The following is a 19,331-nucleotide window of genomic DNA, read 5'->3' as shown; positions in this document are numbered from 1 at the left end:
TTTGGGCCAATTCGCAAGCGTTCTATGGCGCGGGCTTGCTCTTTGTCGCCCCAACTACTAACTCTCCCGAAACAAACTTGGAGTTCACGAAGATGATGGCGATTTACGGTCCCTTGATGCTCATCCTCAGCATTGTCTATTGGTTTGTCATCATTCACGTGATCATGAGTTGGCTAATCAACTTTCAGGTTTTAAATCTACATCAACAGGTGGTTGCTCAGATTTGGTATGGGCTCAACAAAATCCTTGAACCAATCTACCGGCCGATCCGCCGAATTATGCCCGACCTCGGTGGAATCGACCTGACTCCTCTTGTGGTATTGGTTGTAATTATCTCGTTACGAGAATTCATCCTGCCGACATTGTTTGGGTTCATCTAGAGGCGCGTGTTCCCTCTTGTTCACCGAATCTTAGTATGTGATTGTCCTGTCTTAAGAGCAGATAAACCTTAAAACAGGGCAACCCCGCACATGTTCGACGCCGCGCCTTTGCTGCGAGATGTCTTTGGATTCGACGACTTCCGCCCCGGTCAGGAAGAGATCGTCGATGCCGTCACGCTGGGTGAAAACGTGCTGGCAATCATGCCCACAGGCGGCGGCAAATCCCTGTGTTTTCAGCTGCCTGCCTTGATGCGCGACGGGGTGACGGTGGTTATCTCTCCTCTGATTGCTCTGATGCGCGATCAGGTGCGCGGGCTGCAAGAGGCCGGGGTCGAGGCCGGTGCGCTAACCTCGGGCAACACCCCCGAAGAAACCGACGCCGTGTGGGAGGCGTTGGAGGCCGGGCGTCTGAAACTGCTCTACATGGCCCCCGAGCGTCTGGCCGCCGGGTCAGCCTTGGGCATGTTGCGTCGGATCAATGTCAGCCTGATCGCAGTGGACGAGGCCCATTGCGTCAGCCAATGGGGCCATGATTTCCGCCCAGATTATCTGCGGATTGGAGAATTACGGCGCGCATTGGACGTGCCTTTGGCCGCTTTCACCGCCACAGCGGATGCCGAAACGCAAGATGAAATCGTCGAAAAACTGTTCGACGGCACCGCCCCGCGCAAATTCCTGCACGGCTTTGACCGGCCCAATATCCATCTGGCCTTTGCCGCCAAGGACGGGCCGCGCAAACAGATCCTCGACTTCGCCGAGGCACGCAAAAGCCAATCGGGTATCGTCTATTGCAGCACCCGCAACAAAACCGAAGTGTTGGCCCAGGCCTTGCGCGCCGAAGGCCACACCGCCTGTCATTATCACGGCGGAATGGAGGCCGAAGACCGCCGCATCGTCGAAACCCGCTTTGCCCGCGAGGATGGGCTGATCGTGGTTGCCACCGTTGCGTTTGGAATGGGCATCGACAAACCCGATATCCGATGGGTCGCGCATGCGGACCTACCCAAGTCCATCGAAGCCTATTATCAGGAAATCGGCCGCGCCGGACGCGACGGCGGGCCTGCTGAAACCCTGACCCTGTTCGGCCCCGAAGACATTCGCCTGCGCCGGTCCCAGATCGATGAGGGGCTCGCCCCACCGGAACGGCGCATGGCGGATCACGCGCGGCTGAACGCTCTGCTCGGGCTGGCCGAGGCGCTCGAATGTCGACGCAAGACCCTGCTGGGGTATTTCGGAGAACAGATCGAACCTTGCGGTAAATGCGACCTGTGCGACAGCCCTCCGGAAATGTTCGATGGCACCACCCCCGTTCGCATGGCCTTGTCGGCGATCCTGCGCACCGAGGAATGGTTTGGCGCGGGCCATCTGATCGACATTCTGCTGGGTAATGAAACCGACAAGATTCGCGCCCGGCGGCACGACAACCTGTCCACATGGGGCATCGGCAAGGACTGGTCGCGCCCGCAATGGCAGGCGATCTTCCGGCAGATGATGGGCCACGATCTTGTTCGCCCCGATCCCGAACGCCACGGCGCGTTGCGCATGACCGAAGCAGCCAAGCCGATCCTGAAGGGTGAGGCGCAGATTAACCTGCGCAAAGACACGATCCGCAAGGCCACCCGGAGGCCCGCCGTCAAGATGATGGTGTCCGAGGAAGACGCGCCGCTGCTATCTGCGCTCAAGGCCAAACGTCGCGCGCTGGCGGAAAGCGCGCGAGTTCCGGCCTATGTTATCTTTCCCGATCGCACCCTGATTGAAATGGCCGAAAAACGCCCGGCCTCTTTGGACGATATGGCCCGGATCAGCGGAGTTGGCGCAAAAAAGCTGGAACGGTACGGCGACACCTTCCTTGAGGTGCTGACCGGCGCGGTTGAAGAATTGCACCCAGCACGCCGCAAACTGGCGGGCCGCGAACAAGGGGATATCTATGACCGACTGCTTGAGGTTCAAACACGGCTTTCACGCGGCTCCGACGGGATTGACAAACCGCTGACCTGTTCGGCCTCACAACTGGCCAAGGTCGCACAACTGCGCCCCAATGACCCGCGCGGGATGGAACAGGTGCTGGGCAACCGTCGTCACGAAAGGTTTGGTGCCGCGTTTCTGGACGTGCTGCGTCAGGCGGGCTAGATACCCAGCATCAGGCAAGAAACGAGGGCGGATATGCTGGTAGTGGTTTCCCCGGCCAAGCGGCTGGATTGGGCAGAGCGGGACGTTGAGGTCACGCAACCCGACTTTCAGGACGACGCGATCCGACTGTCGAAAACCGCCCGCAATCTGACACTGGGCGATTTGAAAAAACTGATGGACCTCAGCGACGATCTGGCCCGTCTGAACCGTGACCGGTATCGAGCATTTTCGGACTCGCCTGGCGCTGAATTGACCCGACCTGCAGCGCTGGCCTTTGCTGGGGATACCTATCAGGGGCTGGAAGCGACCTCGCTGGATGCCGAAGAAATGGCCTGGGCACAAGACCATCTGCGTATCCTGTCCGGTCTGTATGGGGTGTTACGCCCGCTGGACGCAATTCAACCCTATCGTCTTGAAATGGGCAGCAAGCTGAAAACCCGGCGCGGCAAAAACCTGTATGAATACTGGCGCGATCAGCTGAGCAAGGCGCTGAACGCACAAGCTGATGAGGTTGGATCGGACATTCTGGTGAATTGTGCCAGTCAGGAGTATTTCGGCGCGGTTGACCTTAAGGCGTTGAAGCTGCGGGTGGTCACGCCGGTCTTTATGGAAGACAAGGCCGGCACCCCCAAGATCGTCAGTTTCTTTGCCAAAAAAGCGAGGGGTGCGATGGCCCGATATATCGTTCAACACCGTCTGACCGACCCCAAAGGGTTGCTGGATTTCGACACTGGTGGATATGAATACCGCTCGGACCTGTCGCAAGAGGACAGACTCGTTTTCGTGCGCCCCTATCAGGCCTGATCCAGCATCGATGGGTCGTAAGCAACCAACTCAACCGTGTTGCCCTCGGGGTCTTCGGTGAAAATGCCCCGCCATCCGATCCAGCCGAATTGTTCAACGCGGTAAGGCTGACTGATTTTGTCATACCAGCGCATAACGGCCTCTTGTTCGGCAAAGGGCAATGACAGAGCAATATGATGCAGCGATGACCCGGCGCCGGTAGTGGGCTTGTCGGCGCCGGTCGGGCGCAACCCAGGCCGCGGGGCGGCCGCATGGTCGAACAAAGCCAACACCTGTGTATGTCCGCCAAACCCTTCGGCGATGCGGAAAAAGGTGATGGCGCTGTTGTGATCACCGCTCAGGCGTTCCAGCCCGATTACATCTTCATAAAACGCCATCATCGCGCCCATATCGGCACAGCGAATGGCAATCTCACCCAAGGCACGAGGCTGAAATCCACGATCAGTCATGGCTTACCCTATTCAGCCTGTGCATCTTCGGCAATGACAGGCAAAACATCCTCGGGCTGATGGTCCAATATCATCTGGTGGATTCTCCGCTTTTGCAGCGGTTTGGTCAGATAGTGATCCAATCCGGCCGACAGAATGCCCTGATCATCCCCAGCCATGGCATGCGCCGTCAATGCGACAATCGGCACATGCCGATCTGTGTCAATCTCGCGCCGCCGGATTTCCGCCGTGGCCTGTTTCCCATCCATCTTGGGCATCGAAATATCCATGAAAATCAGGTCCGGGTCGAATTTCTGATGCTGGTCTACGGCTTCCAGCCCATTCGCAGCGAATTGCAGGTCAATATTCAAATCCTTGACCATCTTTTGCAGGATCAACTGATTGGTCCGATTGTCCTCGGCTGCCAAAACACGCATCTGGCGTTCACCCTGCGGCTCTGACGGTGCCTCGGGATCACTTGAAGCAGCTTCAGGCGTGACAGGCAGCCGCCCCAATGTCGTCAAGCGCGAATACAGTTCGGCGCGGGGAATAGGTTTCTGCAAAACCCCGTCAATCAGGTTACGTGCCGGGTTGGCGTGGATGACACCGGGATTGGCCGACATCACCACCACGGGCAAATCCCCCCAGCCCCGGTCTTTCAGCGTGGTCGCCAGTTCCAACCCATCCATGTCCGGCAGGTCGTGATCACACAGCAACAGGTCCACACTGCCATCAACAGCGGCCAGCGCCTCACCCCCCGAGGCGCAAACGGTGACTTTCGATCCCAATCGCCCTAGCTGTTTCGACAGGATGGCACGGTTCACCGCCAGATCCTCGACAACGACCACGTGGCGCAGCCGATCAGCCAAATCAGGCGGTGTGGGTTGCGGGCCTTCGATGGTGGGCAACGAGATGCGAAATCCAAAACAGGAGCCCTGCTCAGGTTCGCTTTCCACCCAGACCGACCCGCCCATTAGTGTGATCAGCCGCTTGGTGATCGCCAACCCCAGCCCTGTACCCTCGAATGCGCGGTTTTTTTCATCTTCGACCTGATTGAATTCACCGAAGATGTGCCCGATCTTGTCCTCTTCGATGCCGATACCGGTGTCTTCGATCGCAACGTGAATATCGCATGTGTTCGTGTCTGCATTCGGCACACCAGTGACGCGGATCAACACATGGCCTTCGGTGGTGAACTTGACCGCATTGCCCACCAGATTGGTCAATACTTGCCGCACGCGACCGGGATCGCCCACGAACAAGGTCGGTAGGAACAAATCATAATCGACCAACAAGGACAGCCCTTTGTCGCGCACGCTGGGTTGCATCAGCATCGCAACCTCAAGAATGCAGCGTTCAAAATCGAACTGTTCAGGGTGCAGGATCAGCTTGTCCGCCTCGATCTTGGAATAATCCAGAACGTCGTTGATGATCACCAACAACGCCTCGCCCGAGTTGCGGATGGTGTTGAGATAGAGCCGCTGTTCCTCGTCCAGCGGGGTTTCCGACATCAACTCGGTCATGCCGACAATGCCGTTCATCGGGGTTCTGATTTCATGGCTCATATTGGCCAGAAAGGCAGATTTGGCCCGGTTTGCGGCCTCGGCCCGTTCGCGGGCGGCCTTCAACTCAGCCTCATGCCGAACCGAGGCGGTGATGTTCAGGCCCAAACTGACCACGTCACCGCCATTGCCGCGCTGGTCGATCAACTTGAAATATTCACCATTCCACAGTTTGATCACCACCGATTCCGGCTGGGGTTGTGCCCAGCGGTTCAGCATTCTGGCCTGCCAATCGGCCGGAGATTCCGCGCCAATGTCAATCAACCCTTCGTCGGTCAGAATCTCAAGGATACGGGCATAGGCAATACCCGGCGACACTTCTTCCAAACCGTCAAACAGGCTGAGATAGGCGGCATTGGCCCCGATCATGTTGCTTTGGTCATTGAAAAAGGCGAAACCGTCCTGAATGGTCTGCATCGAATGCCACAAGCGGCGCTCGGCCACTTCGATCTTGGCATTGGCTTCGGTCAGGTCGGATTTGACCTTTTCATTTTCATCCCTGACCGTTTCGACCTCGGCCTGGGTTTCACCGATGCGTTTGGTCAGGGCCATCGCATGCAAACCCAGCTTGCGATTGGCGGCTGACAATTCGACCTGCTTCATTTCCAACAGCCGCTCGGCCGCCAGCCGCGCACGCCGTTCCTGTGCCAGTTTGGTTGCTAGACTCATCGTTGCTGATCCCGGGTAACTTGCGCCCAGCATCCAGACAGAGCGTGAAAAAGTGCTTAAGCCGTTGCCCGAACACGGACCATCGTGCCAGAGTTTTCGAAAACCTGGAGGTCTGCCATGCCGCGTAAAACATACTTGCCAATACTCTGCGCAATCACGCTGGGTTCTCATGCGGTGGCGGATTGCGCCACAGAAGCGCAGATCGACCAATATGTGCAGGACTATCTGACCAACACGCCGACGGCGGCCCTTTCTGCGGATGGCAGCATGGAAGACGCGCTGTGTACACAGGCCAAGATAGTCAGTGTGTTAGAACCACATTTGGGGCCGATCATCGGCTATAAGGCAGGCCTGACCAGCGCCCCCGCGCAAGAGCGGTTCGGCGCATCTGAACCGGTTCAGGGCGTTCTGTACCGCGATATGATGCTGGACGACGGGGCCACTGTACCCGCCACATGGGGTGCGCGTCCGGTTTTTGAGGCCGATTTGGTGCTGGTTGTCGGCGACGCTGGCATCAATCAGGCGACTACCCCGGCCGAAGTTCTTGCCCATATCTCAGCCATCCGCCCCTTTATCGAGCTGCCGGATCTTACCCTGGCCGAGGGGGAGCCAATCACGCCGGTTACCCTAACCGCCATTGGCGTTGCCCCGAAACTCGGCGTGTTAGGCTCTGAAATTCCCGTATCCGATCCTACAGCGATGACGCAGGCGTTGCAGGATATGACGGTCACACTCCGCGCCGCGGATGGCGAGGTACTGGCGCAAGCCCCAGGGGCGGCCGTTTTGGGGCACCCGGCAAATGCGGCCCTATGGCTGATGTCGAAAGGTATCGAGTTTCAAGCCGGCGACCTGATTTCGGTCGGGTCTTTCGGCCCGCTTGTGCCGCCTGCAAAGGGCAAAGGCGGGGCGTCCGTCACCTATGCGGGTCTGCCCGGTGATCCCACGGTCAGCGTGGTGTTCGAGTAATCAACGTCGCCCTTCGCGCAACCATCCGGCCAGCAAGAAGCCACCGGCCAGCACCAGCACCAGCCAGGGCGGTAAAAGCCCGGCCTGTGTGACATCGCGCGTCTCATAGGCTTCTCGCGGGGTCAGGCCGATCCATCCGCGCCCAGCAGCCGGACGCCCGGCGCGGACATTGCGGATAGACGGCAACCCGTCTTCCAGTCGGATTGCACCCCCGCGCAATTCGGCCAGTACGGGTTTCAGCACCTCATCAGTGGCGATGGTGCGCTCAAACTCTTTCGGCGCAGCGGGGCCCAGCCCGATCACTGCCATCTGGTCACCTTCCTGAAGACGGTAGAGGCCAATCTCGGGTCCAAAATATGTCGCCTCGAACCGCCCAGGGGAGACCTCATCGAGCGTTATTTCAAGCGTTTCGCCATCGGGGCGGGTGATGGTCACCGGTCCGACCTCATCCTCCAATGTCTGACGGATGATACGCATGACCTGCCCGTTGGCTTCGGCCCATAAGGCTTCTTCCTCAAGCTCGGGTTCTTTCATCATCCAATGGGCCAGACGGCGCAACAGTTCCAATTGCGGCCCGCCGCCCTCAAAACCCCGGCTCCACAACCAGGCATGGTCCGACGCCAAGAGCGCCACGCGCCCTTCGCCCACGCGGTCCAGCACCAGCAGGGGTCGCTCATCCACACCGGTCATCAACAGCTCACCCGTGCGGTGGTTGACGTCGATCTGGCGCAGCCATGCACCCCAATCCTCGGAATCCCCCAGATCTGTCGTCACCGGGTGGCGATGGCCCAGATCGGTCACCATGGGCACGAAACGTTCCTCGATCACTCGGGCAGTGGGTTGTGCCGGCAGAATCGGCGCCAAAGGTGAACGGAAGATGCTGTCGGCGCTGGCAAAATCCGGCCCTGCCGCAATCAGAACAGCGCCGCCTTCGTTGATATAATTGGTGACATTGTCCAGATAGATCGCGGGCAGGATGCCGCGCCGTTTGTAGCGATCAAAGATGATCAGGTCGAAATCGTTGATCTTTTCCAGAAACAGCTCGCGCGTTGGGAAAGCGATCAAGGACAACTCGTCCACCGGCACGCCATCCTGTTTCTCGGGCGGGCGCAAGATGGTGAAATGCACCAAATCGACCGAGCTGTCGGATTTCAGCAGATTGCGCCAGGTCCGCCCACCCGGATGCGGCTCACCCGACACCAGCAGCACGCGCAACCGGTCACGCACCCCGTTCATCTGGATAAGCGCGGTGTTGTTGCGGTCGGTCAATTCGCCCTCGGCCTGAGGCACAGTGAACTGGATGACATTGCGCCCACCATGCGGCAGAGCGATGGGCAATTCGACATCGACGCCGATGGGAATGGTGAATTGTTCCGGCTCGGCCCCATCTACTGATATCTCAAGCGGCGCAGTGGTCGCCCCGGTAGGCGCAGCGCCGCTGTCTTCCACGCGCAAGGTCAGGGTGACAGGTTCACCGATAATGGCAAAGGCGGGGGCATTGCGGACGATCAGGCGGCGATCCCAGTCGCTTTCACGTCCGGTTTGCAGCAAGTGCATCGGCGCGGGCAGGTCGGGGGCCTGCTCGACATCATGCACCAGACCGTCTGAAACCACCAGAATACCCGCAATCCGTGCGCGCGGCTCTTCGGCCAGTGCGGCGCTCAACGCGGCCATGACCTGCGTGCCTTCGTCCCCGTCTCCGTCGGCGACCTTGATTCGGCGCAGCTCGGTATTGTCACGGGCTTCGATTTCAGCAGCCAAACCCTCGGCCGCCTGCGCGGTTTGGTCGGCGCGATCCGAAAGGGCCTGACTGGCGCTTTCATCCTCGATCATCAGCACGATATCAGTCAGCGGCGCTCGGTCTTCGACCTGATAGACCGGACCCGCCAGGGCCGCGATCACCACCAGCGCCGCCAGCCCGCGCAAGGCCCAACCAGACAGGCCGCGCCAAAGGGCCAGCAGAACCCCTGTGACCGCAATCGCGGCGACAATGGCCAGTACTGGCCACGGGATCAGCGGATCAAAGATGACTGTTCCGGTCATTGTCCCAACCTGTCCAAAAGCGCAGGCACGTGTACCTGATCCGATTTGTAATTCCCGGTCAGCACATGCATCACCAGATTGACCCCAAAGCGATTGGCCAGTTCACGCTGACGTTCCCCGGCATAACCACGCCCGACTGGCAACAGCGCCTGTCCGTTGCGGTCAATTGCCCAAGCCCCGGCCCAGTCATTGCCGCCAATCACCACAGGGGTGACGTTGTCGTTGAGATTGCGAAATGGCATGCCCTCGATCTGTTCGGCATCCACCGGGGCGGCCTCGACCCAGATTTCTGTACCAGCGTAGCGACCCGGGAAATCCTGCAGCAGGTAAAAGGCTCGGGTCAGAACATGATCACCCGGAACAGGCTCTAACGCGGGAATATTAAGCGGGGCCGCCAGTTGTTGCAGTTTGCGCCCATTGGGGCTCGAGGCCCCAAAGCGCGCGATATCCGCATCACGTGTGTCGAACAGGATCATGCCACCCGACCGCAAATAAGCGTTCAGTTTAACATAGGCCTCAGCCGAAGGCTGCGGCTGATCCGGAGTGATCGGCCAATACAGCAGCGGGAAAAACGCCAGTTCATCGCGCTCTAGATCCACCCCAAAGGGCTCGGCAGGTTCAACTGATGTGCGATAGAACAACGTTTGCGACAAGCCACGCAGACCAGCACCTGCCACATCGTCAACCTGCGCATTTCCGGTCAGCACATGGGCCAGCACCAGCTCATGCGTGGCATTCAGTGCGAATTCTGTATCCTCGGGCGTCTGCGCCTGCGCCTCGGGCACCAACAGCATGGCACCCAGCGCAACCGCCGCCGCTTTGGCCAGACCAAGGCGGCCAGACAAGGCCAATGAGGCGATCACATCAATCGTCAGAAATAGCAGAGCGAGGCTGAGCAGGATGCCCCCGACAGGTGTCTCAGAGTTCACCTCCTGCCCTTTGATCGGTACATCCGAAGGCCAGATTGCCGGGCTAACCACTGCCTCTTCTGTCAGAACATTCAAGGCCAGCTTCTGTTTGCCGCTTTCATAAAGGCCGGGCTGCAATTCGGGGCCGATTGTGCCCGAGATCAGCTCGACCCCGTCCACGCCAGCCAGATTGCCCGCATCAGACAGGGCGCCAAAGCCGTCCATCACTTGCAGCGGCTCCCACGTGGTGCCCTGTAGCTGCGAATCCTGCCGGGATTTCGCCGCTGAGGCCACGGCCAGACGGTCCAACATCTCAACAAACAGCCCCGAAAGCGGCAGGCTGGACCATTCTGCATCTGCCGTCACATGGAACAGAACCACCTGGCCCAAGCCCAGCGCCTTGCGTGTGACCAGGGGCGTGCCGTCGGACAGCGACGCAATCACCCGATCCGCCAAGTTAGGGTCTGGTTGCGCCATGACCTGTGTTGTGACCGTAACATCGCCGGGCACCTGCAAGCCGTAGAAAGGCGAGTTTTCCGGGAAGGGTGCCAGCCCCTTGGCCTCACCCCAGCTCATCGCGCCACCGACCGAGCGACCGCCGCTGCGCAGACGTACCGGCAGCAATACATCTTCGGAATCGCGGCCCAGGTCGCTGGCGGCCATGCGCGGACCGGCAAAGCGCAGCAATAATCCGCCCTGTTCGACCCATTCCACCAATGCCGTCTGTTCCCCGGGCGACAGTTTGGCCACATCGGCCAGAACGATGGCATCAGGATTGGCAGGTAAAACTTCCAGCAACCCTCCATCCACGAAATCCGCAGTGGGACTCAGGACCTGGGTCAGATAGTGCAGCGGTGAGAGCAGTTCCAACCCTTCACGGTTCAACGTTCCGGCGATCAGGGCGACCTCGCGTCGGCGAAGGCTGTCATCCGTTAGCGTTACCGCACCGGCCGAACGCTGCCCCTGAATCTCGAACCTTGTGATCCGTCCCCGCAATTCGGATGGCAGGGCAAGCTCCACCTGCGCAGTTGTTTCATTTTCTTCGAAAACGGCATCAGCGCTGTGCAGAATGCGCATGACACCCGCCGGGTCGCGGCCCTGAGCCACAAGCGTGACAGCCGTCGCCGGCCCGGGTTCAGATCGTCTTGCAGTCAGTTGAATAACCCCATCCTGATACACTGCCGGAACCATCGCCAGCACCGGGGCGGCAGATTGATACACCGTCACGTCACCACGCGATTGCAAAGTGTCCAGAATTCGGGCGCTGTTCGGGTAAGCCAGCTTGTCGCTGAACCAGAATGTGTCAAAGTCCTCTTCGATCTGATCCAGCACGTCAATTGCCTGCGTGATCTGGGTTTCGCTTGGTTGCCATGGCACCGGAACCATCCCCGGCAACCGCCCGCGCCAGGCCTCTGCCGCCTGAAAGACAGGGGTTTCCGGCTCTGTAAGGCGCAAAATGGATACCGGACGGCCCGCGCGTCCGGCCTCAACCAACTGGGCGTCAATTTGCTCCAGCGTTGCTGGCCATCCAGTAGCCCCGGCCCAGCTTGCATCCAACACCAAAAGCAACGGGCCGGACCCGGCCTGAATACGTGACGGATTCAATACCGGTCCGGCTAATCCGATGATGATCGCGGCAACTGCCACCATCCGCAGCAAAAGCAACCACCACGGGGTACGGTCCGAAACGCTTTCCTTGTCCTTCTGTCCCAAAAGCAAAGTGACCGCGGGAAACAAGCGGCGGATCGGTGCAGGTGGAACTGCGCGCAGAATCAGCCACAGGATCGGCAGGGCCAGCAGGCTCAGCAATACCCAAGGGGATGTGAAGCTGATCACTGACAGAAATGCCGTCATCGCAAGCTCCCGTCCAAAGCGCGGTACAGCCACAGCAGCGCCGCCTGTGCGCTGTCTTCAGTGTGGTGCAGGCCATATTGCCAATTTGTCGCCCGGCACAATTGCTGTAGCGCTTCTTTGCGCTCCGCCAGCCGCTCAAGATACCGGCCACGCAAAGCACCAGCTTTCAGGGTCTCGTGTTTCAAGGTTCGTCCGACACTCTCGAACACGGTGCGGCCGTGATAGGGAAAAGATTCCTCGCTGGGGTCCAGAACATGCATCAAAACGCCCCGTACACCACGGTCGGCAGCTTTGGTCAGGGCCAGCTCCACCTCGCTCATCGGGCCCAGAAAGTCCGATATGAACACGGCACGCGCGCGCGGGATCATGGCGCGATGCTCGGGCGAGGCGTAATCGTCCTGCACATCGCCTGACCAGGCCTGCGCCAGTCGGATGATTTGCGCGTTTCCGCGCCGGGGCGGCAGCGTGGTGCCGGTTAGGCCCACGCGCTCTCCACCGCGAACCAGCAGGATCGAGATTGCCAAACCCAGCAAACGGGCCCTGTCACCTTTCGTGGGAAGGTTCTTGTTGGACGCAAACCGCATCGAGGCACCCTGATCCACCCACAGCATCACCGATTGCGCGATCTGCCATTCCCGTTCACGCACAAACTGCTGATCCCCGCGGGCCGAACGCCTGTGGTCGATCATCCGACGGCTGTCACCGATCTGCGCTGGGCGGTATTGCCAGAAATCGTCACCAAGGCCCGAGCGCCTGCGTCCATGATCGCCCAGCAAAACGGTTCCGGCCAGATGTTCTGCGCGCGCCAACAGCGGCGGCAGCCGGGATGCCTCGGCCTCGGATCTTTCTCGAAGGGTCAGCGCGGCATTCACGCCGCGGCCTCGGTACGGATTAACCCGGCGGCCGTCGAGTCGATCAGCTCAGCCAGACTATCACCACGCGCGCGCGCCGCGAAGTTCAGCGCCATCCGGTGGCTGAGCACCGGGCGGGCCATGTCCAGGACATCTTCGGCATTTGGCGCCAACCGCCCCTGCAACATCGCGCGGGCCCGCACCGTCATCATCAGCGCCTGCGCCGCACGGGGACCTGGACCCCAGGCAACTGTTTCTGCGACGCGCTCGGACGCACCCGCCTCTTCTGGGCGGAACGCACGAACCAGATCAAGAATCAACTCCACAACCGACTCTCCCACCGGCATGCGACGCAGCAAAACCTGCGCGGCCAGCAGTTCATCTTTGGTGAAAATCTGATGGGCTTCGTCTTCTTCGACCCCTGTGGTTGCAAGCAAAATGTCTCGTTCGGTCTGACGGTCAGGGTATTCAACATCGACCTGAACAAGGAACCGGTCCAGCTGCGCCTCGGGCAGGGGATAGGTGCCTTCCTGTTCAATCGGGTTTTGCGTGGCGAGAACATGAAACGGCTCGCCCAGCGGGCGATCTTCGCCCGCCACGGTTACGGTGCGTTCCTGCATTGCCTGTAGCAGAGCCGACTGAGTCCGCGGGCTGGCGCGGTTGATCTCATCCGCCATCAGCAACTGACAGAAGATCGGGCCAGAGATGAAGCGGAAGTGGCGGGTGCCGTCATCAGCGGTGTCCAGAACCTCGGACCCCAGAATATCGGCAGGCATTAGATCGGGCGTGAACTGGATACGATTGCCATGCAGGCCCATCACCGTCGACAAGGTTTCAACCAATCGCGTCTTACCCAGCCCCGGCAAGCCGATCAACAAAGCGTGACCGCCGCACAACAGCGCAGTCAGGGTCAGGTCAACGACCCGTTCCTGTCCGATAAAGCGACGGGTGATCGAGGCCTTGGCCTCTTGCAGCTTGTTTTCCAGCGCTTCGATCTCGGACACGAGGTCGGCAGGTTCGCTCATGACTTTCCCTTCCGTGGACTATTATGATTGAAGTGTATCGCGCTGAGAGGAAATGGCAAAAGCAATGAGCGGACAAAAACCTGTGACCCCTTCACCTGATGGTCTGGCAGCATCAGTCAAAGCAACCAAATCCAAGGGTTTGCCGCCTGTTCACCTGTGGAATCCTCCGTTTTCCGGCGATCTGGACATCAAGATCGCAAAAGATGGCACCTGGAGTTATTTAGGGTCGCCCATCAACCGGTTCGAGCTTGTGAAGCTTTTTTCCTCAATTCTTAAGAAAGAAGACGGGAAGTATTACCTGGTAACCCCGGTGGAAAAAGTTGGAATCACCGTCGAGGATGCGCCCTTTGTGGCCGTCGATTTCGATATCGAAGGGGAAGGTGACGGGCAAAGCGTGACTTTTAGCACGCATGTCGGTGACCGCGCTGTGGCGGGGCCGGATCATCCCATCCGCATTGTCATCGACAAGGAAACAGAAGAGCCGTCGCCCTATGTATTGGTGCGCACAAACCTTGAGGCGCGGATTGATCGTAAAAGCTTTTACCGCCTTGTGGACCTTGCCCAGCATCAGGATGGCTGGTTCGGCGTTCGGTCGGGGGGGCGGTTTTTTCCTTTGATTCCGTCCGAGGACCTGCCGGATTAAGCCCGTCGCGGGACCCGGCGATCCTGCGCCAGAACCACAGCGACAGCGACGATGCTCGCGCCCAGCGCGCGGGTCCAATTCCACTCTTCGCCCAATACCAGCATGATCAGCATCACATAGAAGGGCGCGATGTTGATATGAAACGAGGCCAACGCCACGCCCAGCTTGCCCACCGACGCGATGAACAGCACCTGACTCAGCCCCAGCGAAACCAGCGCATAGATGACCAGCATCCCCATCTGCTGCACATCAATCGGTGCCGAGGGCAGGATATCCATGCCAGCCTGACCTGCCGCAAAGAACAGGAATGCAGCCACGATCAGCCCCCCAACCAAGGTAATCGTGCTGCGCCCGGTCTGGCTGAGGTCGGGGAAATCCCGCGCTGTCGCCATGCTGGCCCAACAAAACAGCCCGGTTGACAGGATGGCACAGCCCGCACCCAACCCCAGCTGCGCCGGAGCCACCGCACTGGTGGCGATCAGTCCGCCGACGATCGACACGACCAGACCAACCGCAAAATTCCACCGCAACCGCCGTGTACCGGTCGCCAGCTCCAACAGCGTCGCGAACAAAGGCGCGCAAGAGGCGATGATGGCCACTGTTACCGGGTCAGTCAGTTTTTGCGCCACAATGATCAGGAACATGCCAGCGCCCAGCGTGCCGCCAACAAACAACGCATGTCCCCAACGGGCGCGCAATACGCGTGACGCACCGTCAATCAGCAACCAGACCGGAACCAGAAACGCCACCGCCAATACCAATCGTGCTGCAAACAGGGCCACCGGAGGCCAGCTTTGCAACAGCACCTCGGCGGCCGGAAATCCCGCCGCCCAAGTCAGCATGGATGCAACCGCCAGACCATTGCCAGACACCGCGGATGTCCGTCCGCCAGACACAGTAAGGGCGTTCCCGCGCACGGGGTCAGGGCTCATTGCCATCGTGTTCAAACCTTCTGTTGGCACGGCGCGCAAAAATGATTCGCCGCGTTGCCCCAAAAGTCTCTAATTTGATCCAGGCGATCTGGCCGATTTTCGACAATCTGTCGTTTTTGATCCCCTTCCCCAAAAATCGCCGTCCCGCTAAGGTCCGGCCAACAGTTGCCCGAGACCGCCCATGCCCAAATTTGCCGCCAATATCTCACTGCTCTTTGCTGAGCTTCCGTATCTGGAGCGTTTCCAGGCGGCGGCCGACGCCGGGTTCAAAGCGGTCGAAATTCTGTTTCCTTATGAACCGGCTGCAAAGGAAACGCGCCGCGCGCTGCTGGCAAATGGACTGGAACTTGTTCTGATCAACGCGCCGCCGCCCAATTACACCGGGGGTGAGCCCGGCTATGCCGCAGTTCCGGGCGGCGAGGCGCGGTTTCAATCCGATATCCGCCGTGTCTTGCGCTATGCCGAGATCCTACGACCAGGGCTGATCCACATCATGTCGGGTTATGCCGCGGGTTCGGACGCGCAGGACTGTTTCGTGCGCAACCTGCAATGGGCCGCCGATTTTGCCCCGCAACAGCAGTTCACGATCGAACCGCTGAATCCGGTTTCCCAGCCCGGGTACTTTCTGAACGATTACGATCTGGCAATGCAGGTGCTGGACCGTGTGAACCGCCCCAATGTCGGCCTGCAATATGACAGCTTTCATGCTCATATGATCCACGATGACGCGGAAACTGTCTGGAATCGCTTTCACCCGCGGATCGTTCACGCCCAGATCGGCGCCGCCCCCGACCGCTGTGAACCGGGGCGCGGACCGACAGATTTCCAACGTCTGTTCGCAGCGATGGACGCAACGGGTTATTCCGGCTGGGTCAGCGCCGAATATATTGCCTCCACGTCACGAACAACGGACAGCCTTGACTGGATGCGGGGCTAGCTCTGGCGTTTTGACGGAAAATACAGCACATCAGGGGAAACAAGACCATCAGGATGCCCGCAATGATCCCCGCCCGCTTTTCCCGCGCCTTGTTCAGCCTGATCATGTCGGGCCTCATGTCCTGCCTGGTGACCGGGATCGCGACGGTAAAAGCCATCGGGTTTGGCCCCAACACCGTCAGCGACTGGATAGCGTCCTGGGCCTTTTGCTGGCCCATCGCCTTCACCGTCATCCTGCTGCTTGGCCCATCCGTGCAACGGTTGGTCAACCGCCTGGTCAGGCCACAGGACTGACCCGCTGTGAAGAGGGCCCGCCGGGCCTGATGAACTGCGCTGCCCTTGTTTTTAGCAGCTAGTGCGCCTCGGCCCAGTTGGCCCCTTGCCCCGCGTCCACGCTCAGCTTCACGTCCAACTTTACCGCCGGATCCGAGGCGCCTTCCATCACGTCGCGCGCCACGTCGATCACCTGATCCACCGCGTCCTCAGCCACTTCGAACAGCAATTCGTCATGCACCTGCAACAGCATCTTTGCGGGTAACCCATTGATCGCATCAGGCATTCGCACCATTGCACGGCGGATCACATCTGCTGCTGTACCTTGGATCGGCGCATTGATTGCCGCCCGGCGCGAGAACCCAGCATGTGGGCCCTTGGCATTGATTTCGGGCGTATGGATTTTGCGCCCAAACAGCGTCTGCACGTAACCATGCTCTTTGGCAAAGGCGACGGTGTCGTCCATGTAGCGGCGAATACCGGGGAACCGCTCGAAATAACGGTCGATGAAACCCTGCGCCTCGGCTCGTGGGATGCGCAGGTTGCGCGCCAGTCCAAAACCCGAGATGCCATAGATCACACCAAAGTTGATCGCCTTGGCCTGACGGCGGATATCCGGCGTCATCTCGTCCAGCGGCACATCAAACATCTCGGACGCGGTCATAGCGTGAATGTCCAAACCATCTGAAAACGCTTGTTTCAGAGCCGAAATATCGGCGATATGCGCCAGAATCCGCAATTCGATCTGGCTATAGTCGAGACTGACCAGCACATTGCCCGGCTCGGCAATGAACGCCTCGCGTATGCGCCGCCCTTCTTCCGTGCGCACCGGGATGTTTTGCAGGTTGGGATCGGTCGAGGCCAAACGCCCCGTGTTCGCCCCAGTGATCGAATAAGAAGTATGCACCCGGCCCGTATCCGGATTGATATGGGTCTGCAGCGCGTCGGTGTAGGTCGATTTCAGTTTGGACAGCTGCCGCCAATCCAACACCCGGCGCGGCAACTCATGCTCGGTTGCCAGATCTTCCAAGATATCCGCCCCGGTCGAATATTTACCGGTCTTGCCCTTTTTGCCGCCTTCCAGACCCATCTTGTCGAACAGGATCTCACCCAGCTGCGCGGGTGAGCCGACATTGAAGTTCTCTCCCGCCAGCTCATGGATTTCAGCCTCTAATCCCGCCATTTTCTGTGCAAACGCGTTCGACATGCGGCTCAGGACGTCGCGGTCGACCTTAATGCCGTGCAACTCCATCTCTGCCAAAACCGGCACCAGAGGGCGTTCGAGCGTCTCATATACTGTGGTCACCTGCACCTGATGCAGTTGCGGCTTGAACAGTTTCCACAGGCGCAGAGTGATATCCGCATCCTCGGCAGCGTAAGCCGTAGCTTCATCAATCGGAACCTTGTCGAAGGTGATCGCCGACTTGCCCGAGCCCAGCAATGGTTTGATCGGGATCGGCGTGTGGCTCAGATACCGTTCGGACAGGGTATCCATACCATGTCCGTGCTCGCCCCCATGCATCGCATAGGACATCAGCATGGTGTCATCGATCGGGGCCACGTCGACGCCATACCGTTTGAATATCTTGGCATCGTATTTCATGTTCTGGCCGATTTTCAGGATCGATGGATCCTCAAACATCGGTTTCAGCAGGGTCAGAGCCTCATCCAACGGCATTTGCCCATCGGCCAGCGCATCCGATCCGAACAGATCATCCGTTGCACTTTCGCGATGAATCAGCGGCACATAGCAAGCTTCACCCGCCTCAACACTCAGTGAGATACCAACAAGCTCAGCGATCATTTCATTCAGCCCGGTGGTTTCGGTATCGACCGCGATCCAGCCACGCTCATATGCCTGATCAATCCACTTTTGCAGCGCCCCGGCATCGCGTACGCATTCGTATTTCGACGCATCAAAGGGGACGGCCTCAGCCTCGGCCTCTTCGGCCGCAGGTGCGGGCGCATCAGCGATTACCGGGGCCTCGGCCCCCAACTTGTCGGCGATGCGCTTGGTCAGGGTGCGAAACTCCATCTCGGCCAAAAAGCCCAGCAAAGTGTCCGGTTCGGGGTCTTTCACCTCAAGATCATCAAGGGTGAAATCCAGCGGCGTCTGTTCGTCCAACTGCACCAACTTTTTCGACAGCTCGATCTGATCGCGCTTTTCGATCAGCGTCTGGCGGCGTTTGGGCTGTTTGATCTCTTCGGCGCGGTCCAACAGGGTTTCCAGATCACCATATTCATTAATCAGCAGCGCCGCCGTCTTGATCCCGATCCCAGGCGCGCCCGGCACGTTATCGACGCTGTCACCTGCCAGCGCCTGTACGTCGACCACCCGTTCCGGCCCAACACCGAACTTTTCGAACACCCCATCGCGGTCGATGCGCTTGTTCTTCATCGCGTCCAGCATTTCCACGCCGCCGCCGACCAACTGCATCAGATCCTTGTCCGAGCTAACGATTGTCACCCGTCCGCCGGCATCGCGCGCCTGCACGGCGAGGGTCGCGATGATGTCGTCGGCTTCATAGCCCTCCAACTCTTTGCAAGCGATGTTGAACGCCTGCGTCGCCTCGCGCGTCAGCGGCATCTGCGGGCGCAGATCTTCGGGCATCGCCTCGCGGTTGGCCTTGTACTGGTCATACAGGTCATTGCGGAAGGTGTGCGATCCCTTGTCGAAAATCACGGCCACATGGGTCGGCGCGTCCGGCCCGGCGTTTCCTTCGACATATTTCTGCAGCATGTTGCAGAACCCAGACACAGCGCCAATCGGCAACCCGTCGGATTTCCGCGTCAGTGGGGGCAGCGCGTGATAGGCCCGAAAAATAAAAGCTGATCCGTCGATCAGATGCAGGTGACATCCTTTTCCGAAATTGCTCATGTACGCGCTCCGTTCTGGTTGGGAACGGTTCTGCCACAGGGCCGTGCAG

Annotated in this window: 15 protein-coding genes; 7 read left to right on the top strand and 8 right to left on the bottom strand. The window is 59.4% G+C overall.

What is annotated here, in order from left to right:
* Positions 1-92 precede the first annotated feature (92 nt).
* The 3 genes from ACR0B0_RS10485 (at position 93) to yaaA (ending at position 3,314) form a co-directional block, all read left to right on the top strand.
* Entirely contained in the window at positions 93-380 is a 288-nt protein-coding gene (locus tag ACR0B0_RS10485; RefSeq protein ID WP_480639028.1) for a YggT family protein, read from the top strand.
* 90 nt (positions 381-470) lie between these two features.
* A complete protein-coding gene (gene recQ, locus ACR0B0_RS10480) occupies positions 471-2,510 on the top strand; it encodes a DNA helicase RecQ (protein ID WP_480647677.1) in 2,040 nt (679 codons plus the stop codon).
* 33 nt (positions 2,511-2,543) lie between these two features.
* Complete coding sequence (yaaA, locus tag ACR0B0_RS10475; RefSeq protein ID WP_170349710.1) at positions 2,544-3,314, top strand: peroxide stress protein YaaA; 771 nt, start codon at positions 2,544-2,546, stop codon at positions 3,312-3,314.
* Here the strand turns inward: yaaA and ACR0B0_RS10470 are convergent.
* Together ACR0B0_RS10470 and ACR0B0_RS10465 are read right to left on the bottom strand one after the other, a co-directional pair.
* On the bottom strand, positions 3,305-3,763 hold the full coding sequence (locus ACR0B0_RS10470; RefSeq protein WP_170349709.1) for a VOC family protein: 459 nt from the start codon (positions 3,761-3,763) through the stop codon (positions 3,305-3,307). The genes yaaA and ACR0B0_RS10470 overlap by 10 nt on opposite strands.
* Positions 3,764-3,771: 8 nt before the next feature.
* Positions 3,772-5,973 carry a response regulator gene (locus ACR0B0_RS10465; RefSeq protein WP_480647675.1) on the bottom strand — a complete coding sequence of 734 codons (2,202 nt, stop codon included), beginning with the start codon at positions 5,971-5,973 and terminating at the stop codon, positions 3,772-3,774.
* A 117-nt stretch (positions 5,974-6,090) separates the two neighbouring features.
* Between ACR0B0_RS10465 and ACR0B0_RS10460 the strand changes: the two genes are divergently transcribed.
* Positions 6,091-6,939, top strand: coding sequence for a 2-keto-4-pentenoate hydratase (locus ACR0B0_RS10460; RefSeq protein ID WP_170376322.1), 849 nt, complete (start codon positions 6,091-6,093; stop codon positions 6,937-6,939).
* Here the strand turns inward: ACR0B0_RS10460 and ACR0B0_RS10455 are convergent, their stop codons facing one another.
* The 4 genes from ACR0B0_RS10455 to ACR0B0_RS10440 are packed head-to-tail and all read right to left on the bottom strand — an operon-like array spanning position 6,940 to position 13,620.
* A complete protein-coding gene (locus ACR0B0_RS10455) occupies positions 6,940-8,982 on the bottom strand; it encodes a hypothetical protein (protein WP_480647672.1) in 2,043 nt (680 codons plus the stop codon).
* Positions 8,979-11,744 carry a DUF4159 domain-containing protein gene (locus ACR0B0_RS10450; protein WP_480647670.1) on the bottom strand — a complete coding sequence of 922 codons (2,766 nt, stop codon included), beginning with the start codon at positions 11,742-11,744 and terminating at the stop codon, positions 8,979-8,981. The genes ACR0B0_RS10455 and ACR0B0_RS10450 overlap by 4 nt, the downstream gene beginning before the upstream one ends.
* Entirely contained in the window at positions 11,741-12,616 is an 876-nt protein-coding gene (locus ACR0B0_RS10445; RefSeq protein WP_170349704.1) for a DUF58 domain-containing protein, read from the bottom strand. Before ACR0B0_RS10445 ends, ACR0B0_RS10450 begins: the two co-directional genes overlap by 4 nt.
* Positions 12,613-13,620, bottom strand: coding sequence for an AAA family ATPase (locus tag ACR0B0_RS10440; RefSeq protein ID WP_170349703.1), 1,008 nt, complete (start codon positions 13,618-13,620; stop codon positions 12,613-12,615). Before ACR0B0_RS10440 ends, ACR0B0_RS10445 begins: the two co-directional genes overlap by 4 nt.
* 64 nt (positions 13,621-13,684) lie before the next feature.
* On the opposite strand from ACR0B0_RS10440, the gene ACR0B0_RS10435 reads away from it, so the two are divergent.
* Positions 13,685-14,263 (top strand): DUF1285 domain-containing protein, encoded by a 579-nt coding sequence (locus ACR0B0_RS10435; protein ID WP_480647668.1) that lies wholly within the window; start codon positions 13,685-13,687, stop codon positions 14,261-14,263.
* Here the strand turns inward: ACR0B0_RS10435 and ACR0B0_RS10430 are convergent.
* Positions 14,260-15,195 (bottom strand): DMT family transporter, encoded by a 936-nt coding sequence (locus ACR0B0_RS10430; protein WP_480647666.1) that lies wholly within the window; start codon positions 15,193-15,195, stop codon positions 14,260-14,262. The genes ACR0B0_RS10435 and ACR0B0_RS10430 overlap by 4 nt on opposite strands.
* A gap of 181 nt (positions 15,196-15,376) precedes the next feature.
* On the opposite strand from ACR0B0_RS10430, the gene ACR0B0_RS10425 reads away from it, so the two are divergent.
* Together ACR0B0_RS10425 and ACR0B0_RS10420 are read left to right on the top strand one after the other, a co-directional pair.
* Complete coding sequence (locus tag ACR0B0_RS10425; protein ID WP_480647664.1) at positions 15,377-16,132, top strand: hydroxypyruvate isomerase family protein; 756 nt, start codon at positions 15,377-15,379, stop codon at positions 16,130-16,132.
* A gap of 62 nt (positions 16,133-16,194) precedes the next feature.
* Positions 16,195-16,425, top strand: a complete 231-nt coding sequence (locus tag ACR0B0_RS10420) for a DUF2798 domain-containing protein (RefSeq protein ID WP_170349700.1) — start codon at positions 16,195-16,197, stop codon at positions 16,423-16,425.
* Between the two features lie 58 nt (positions 16,426-16,483).
* Here ACR0B0_RS10420 and polA read toward each other — a convergent pair whose 3' ends face one another.
* Positions 16,484-19,282 (bottom strand): DNA polymerase I, encoded by a 2,799-nt coding sequence (polA, locus tag ACR0B0_RS10415; protein WP_480647662.1) that lies wholly within the window; start codon positions 19,280-19,282, stop codon positions 16,484-16,486.
* Positions 19,283-19,331 lie beyond the last annotated feature (49 nt).

It is taken from the genome of Ruegeria sp. BA12, from assembly GCF_056539625.1.
This window is presented reverse-complemented; position numbering and strand designations above follow the sequence as displayed.

Coding starts and splice junctions, on each gene's coding strand:
- ACR0B0_RS10485 (WP_480639028.1), top strand. CDS start 93: ATGATGGCGATTTACGGTCCCTTGATGCTCATCCTCAGCATTGTCTAT.
- recQ (WP_480647677.1), top strand. CDS start 471: ATGTTCGACGCCGCGCCTTTGCTGCGAGATGTCTTTGGATTCGACGAC.
- yaaA (WP_170349710.1), top strand. CDS start 2,544: ATGCTGGTAGTGGTTTCCCCGGCCAAGCGGCTGGATTGGGCAGAGCGG.
- ACR0B0_RS10470 (WP_170349709.1), bottom strand. CDS start 3,763: ATGACTGATCGTGGATTTCAGCCTCGTGCCTTGGGTGAGATTGCCATT.
- ACR0B0_RS10465 (WP_480647675.1), bottom strand. CDS start 5,973: ATGAGTCTAGCAACCAAACTGGCACAGGAACGGCGTGCGCGGCTGGCG.
- ACR0B0_RS10460 (WP_170376322.1), top strand. CDS start 6,091: ATGCCGCGTAAAACATACTTGCCAATACTCTGCGCAATCACGCTGGGT.
- ACR0B0_RS10455 (WP_480647672.1), bottom strand. CDS start 8,982: ATGACCGGAACAGTCATCTTTGATCCGCTGATCCCGTGGCCAGTACTG.
- ACR0B0_RS10450 (WP_480647670.1), bottom strand. CDS start 11,744: ATGACGGCATTTCTGTCAGTGATCAGCTTCACATCCCCTTGGGTATTG.
- ACR0B0_RS10440 (WP_170349703.1), bottom strand. CDS start 13,620: ATGAGCGAACCTGCCGACCTCGTGTCCGAGATCGAAGCGCTGGAAAAC.
- ACR0B0_RS10435 (WP_480647668.1), top strand. CDS start 13,685: ATGAGCGGACAAAAACCTGTGACCCCTTCACCTGATGGTCTGGCAGCA.
- ACR0B0_RS10430 (WP_480647666.1), bottom strand. CDS start 15,195: ATGAGCCCTGACCCCGTGCGCGGGAACGCCCTTACTGTGTCTGGCGGA.
- ACR0B0_RS10425 (WP_480647664.1), top strand. CDS start 15,377: ATGCCCAAATTTGCCGCCAATATCTCACTGCTCTTTGCTGAGCTTCCG.
- ACR0B0_RS10420 (WP_170349700.1), top strand. CDS start 16,195: ATGATCCCCGCCCGCTTTTCCCGCGCCTTGTTCAGCCTGATCATGTCG.
- polA (WP_480647662.1), bottom strand. CDS start 19,282: ATGAGCAATTTCGGAAAAGGATGTCACCTGCATCTGATCGACGGATCA.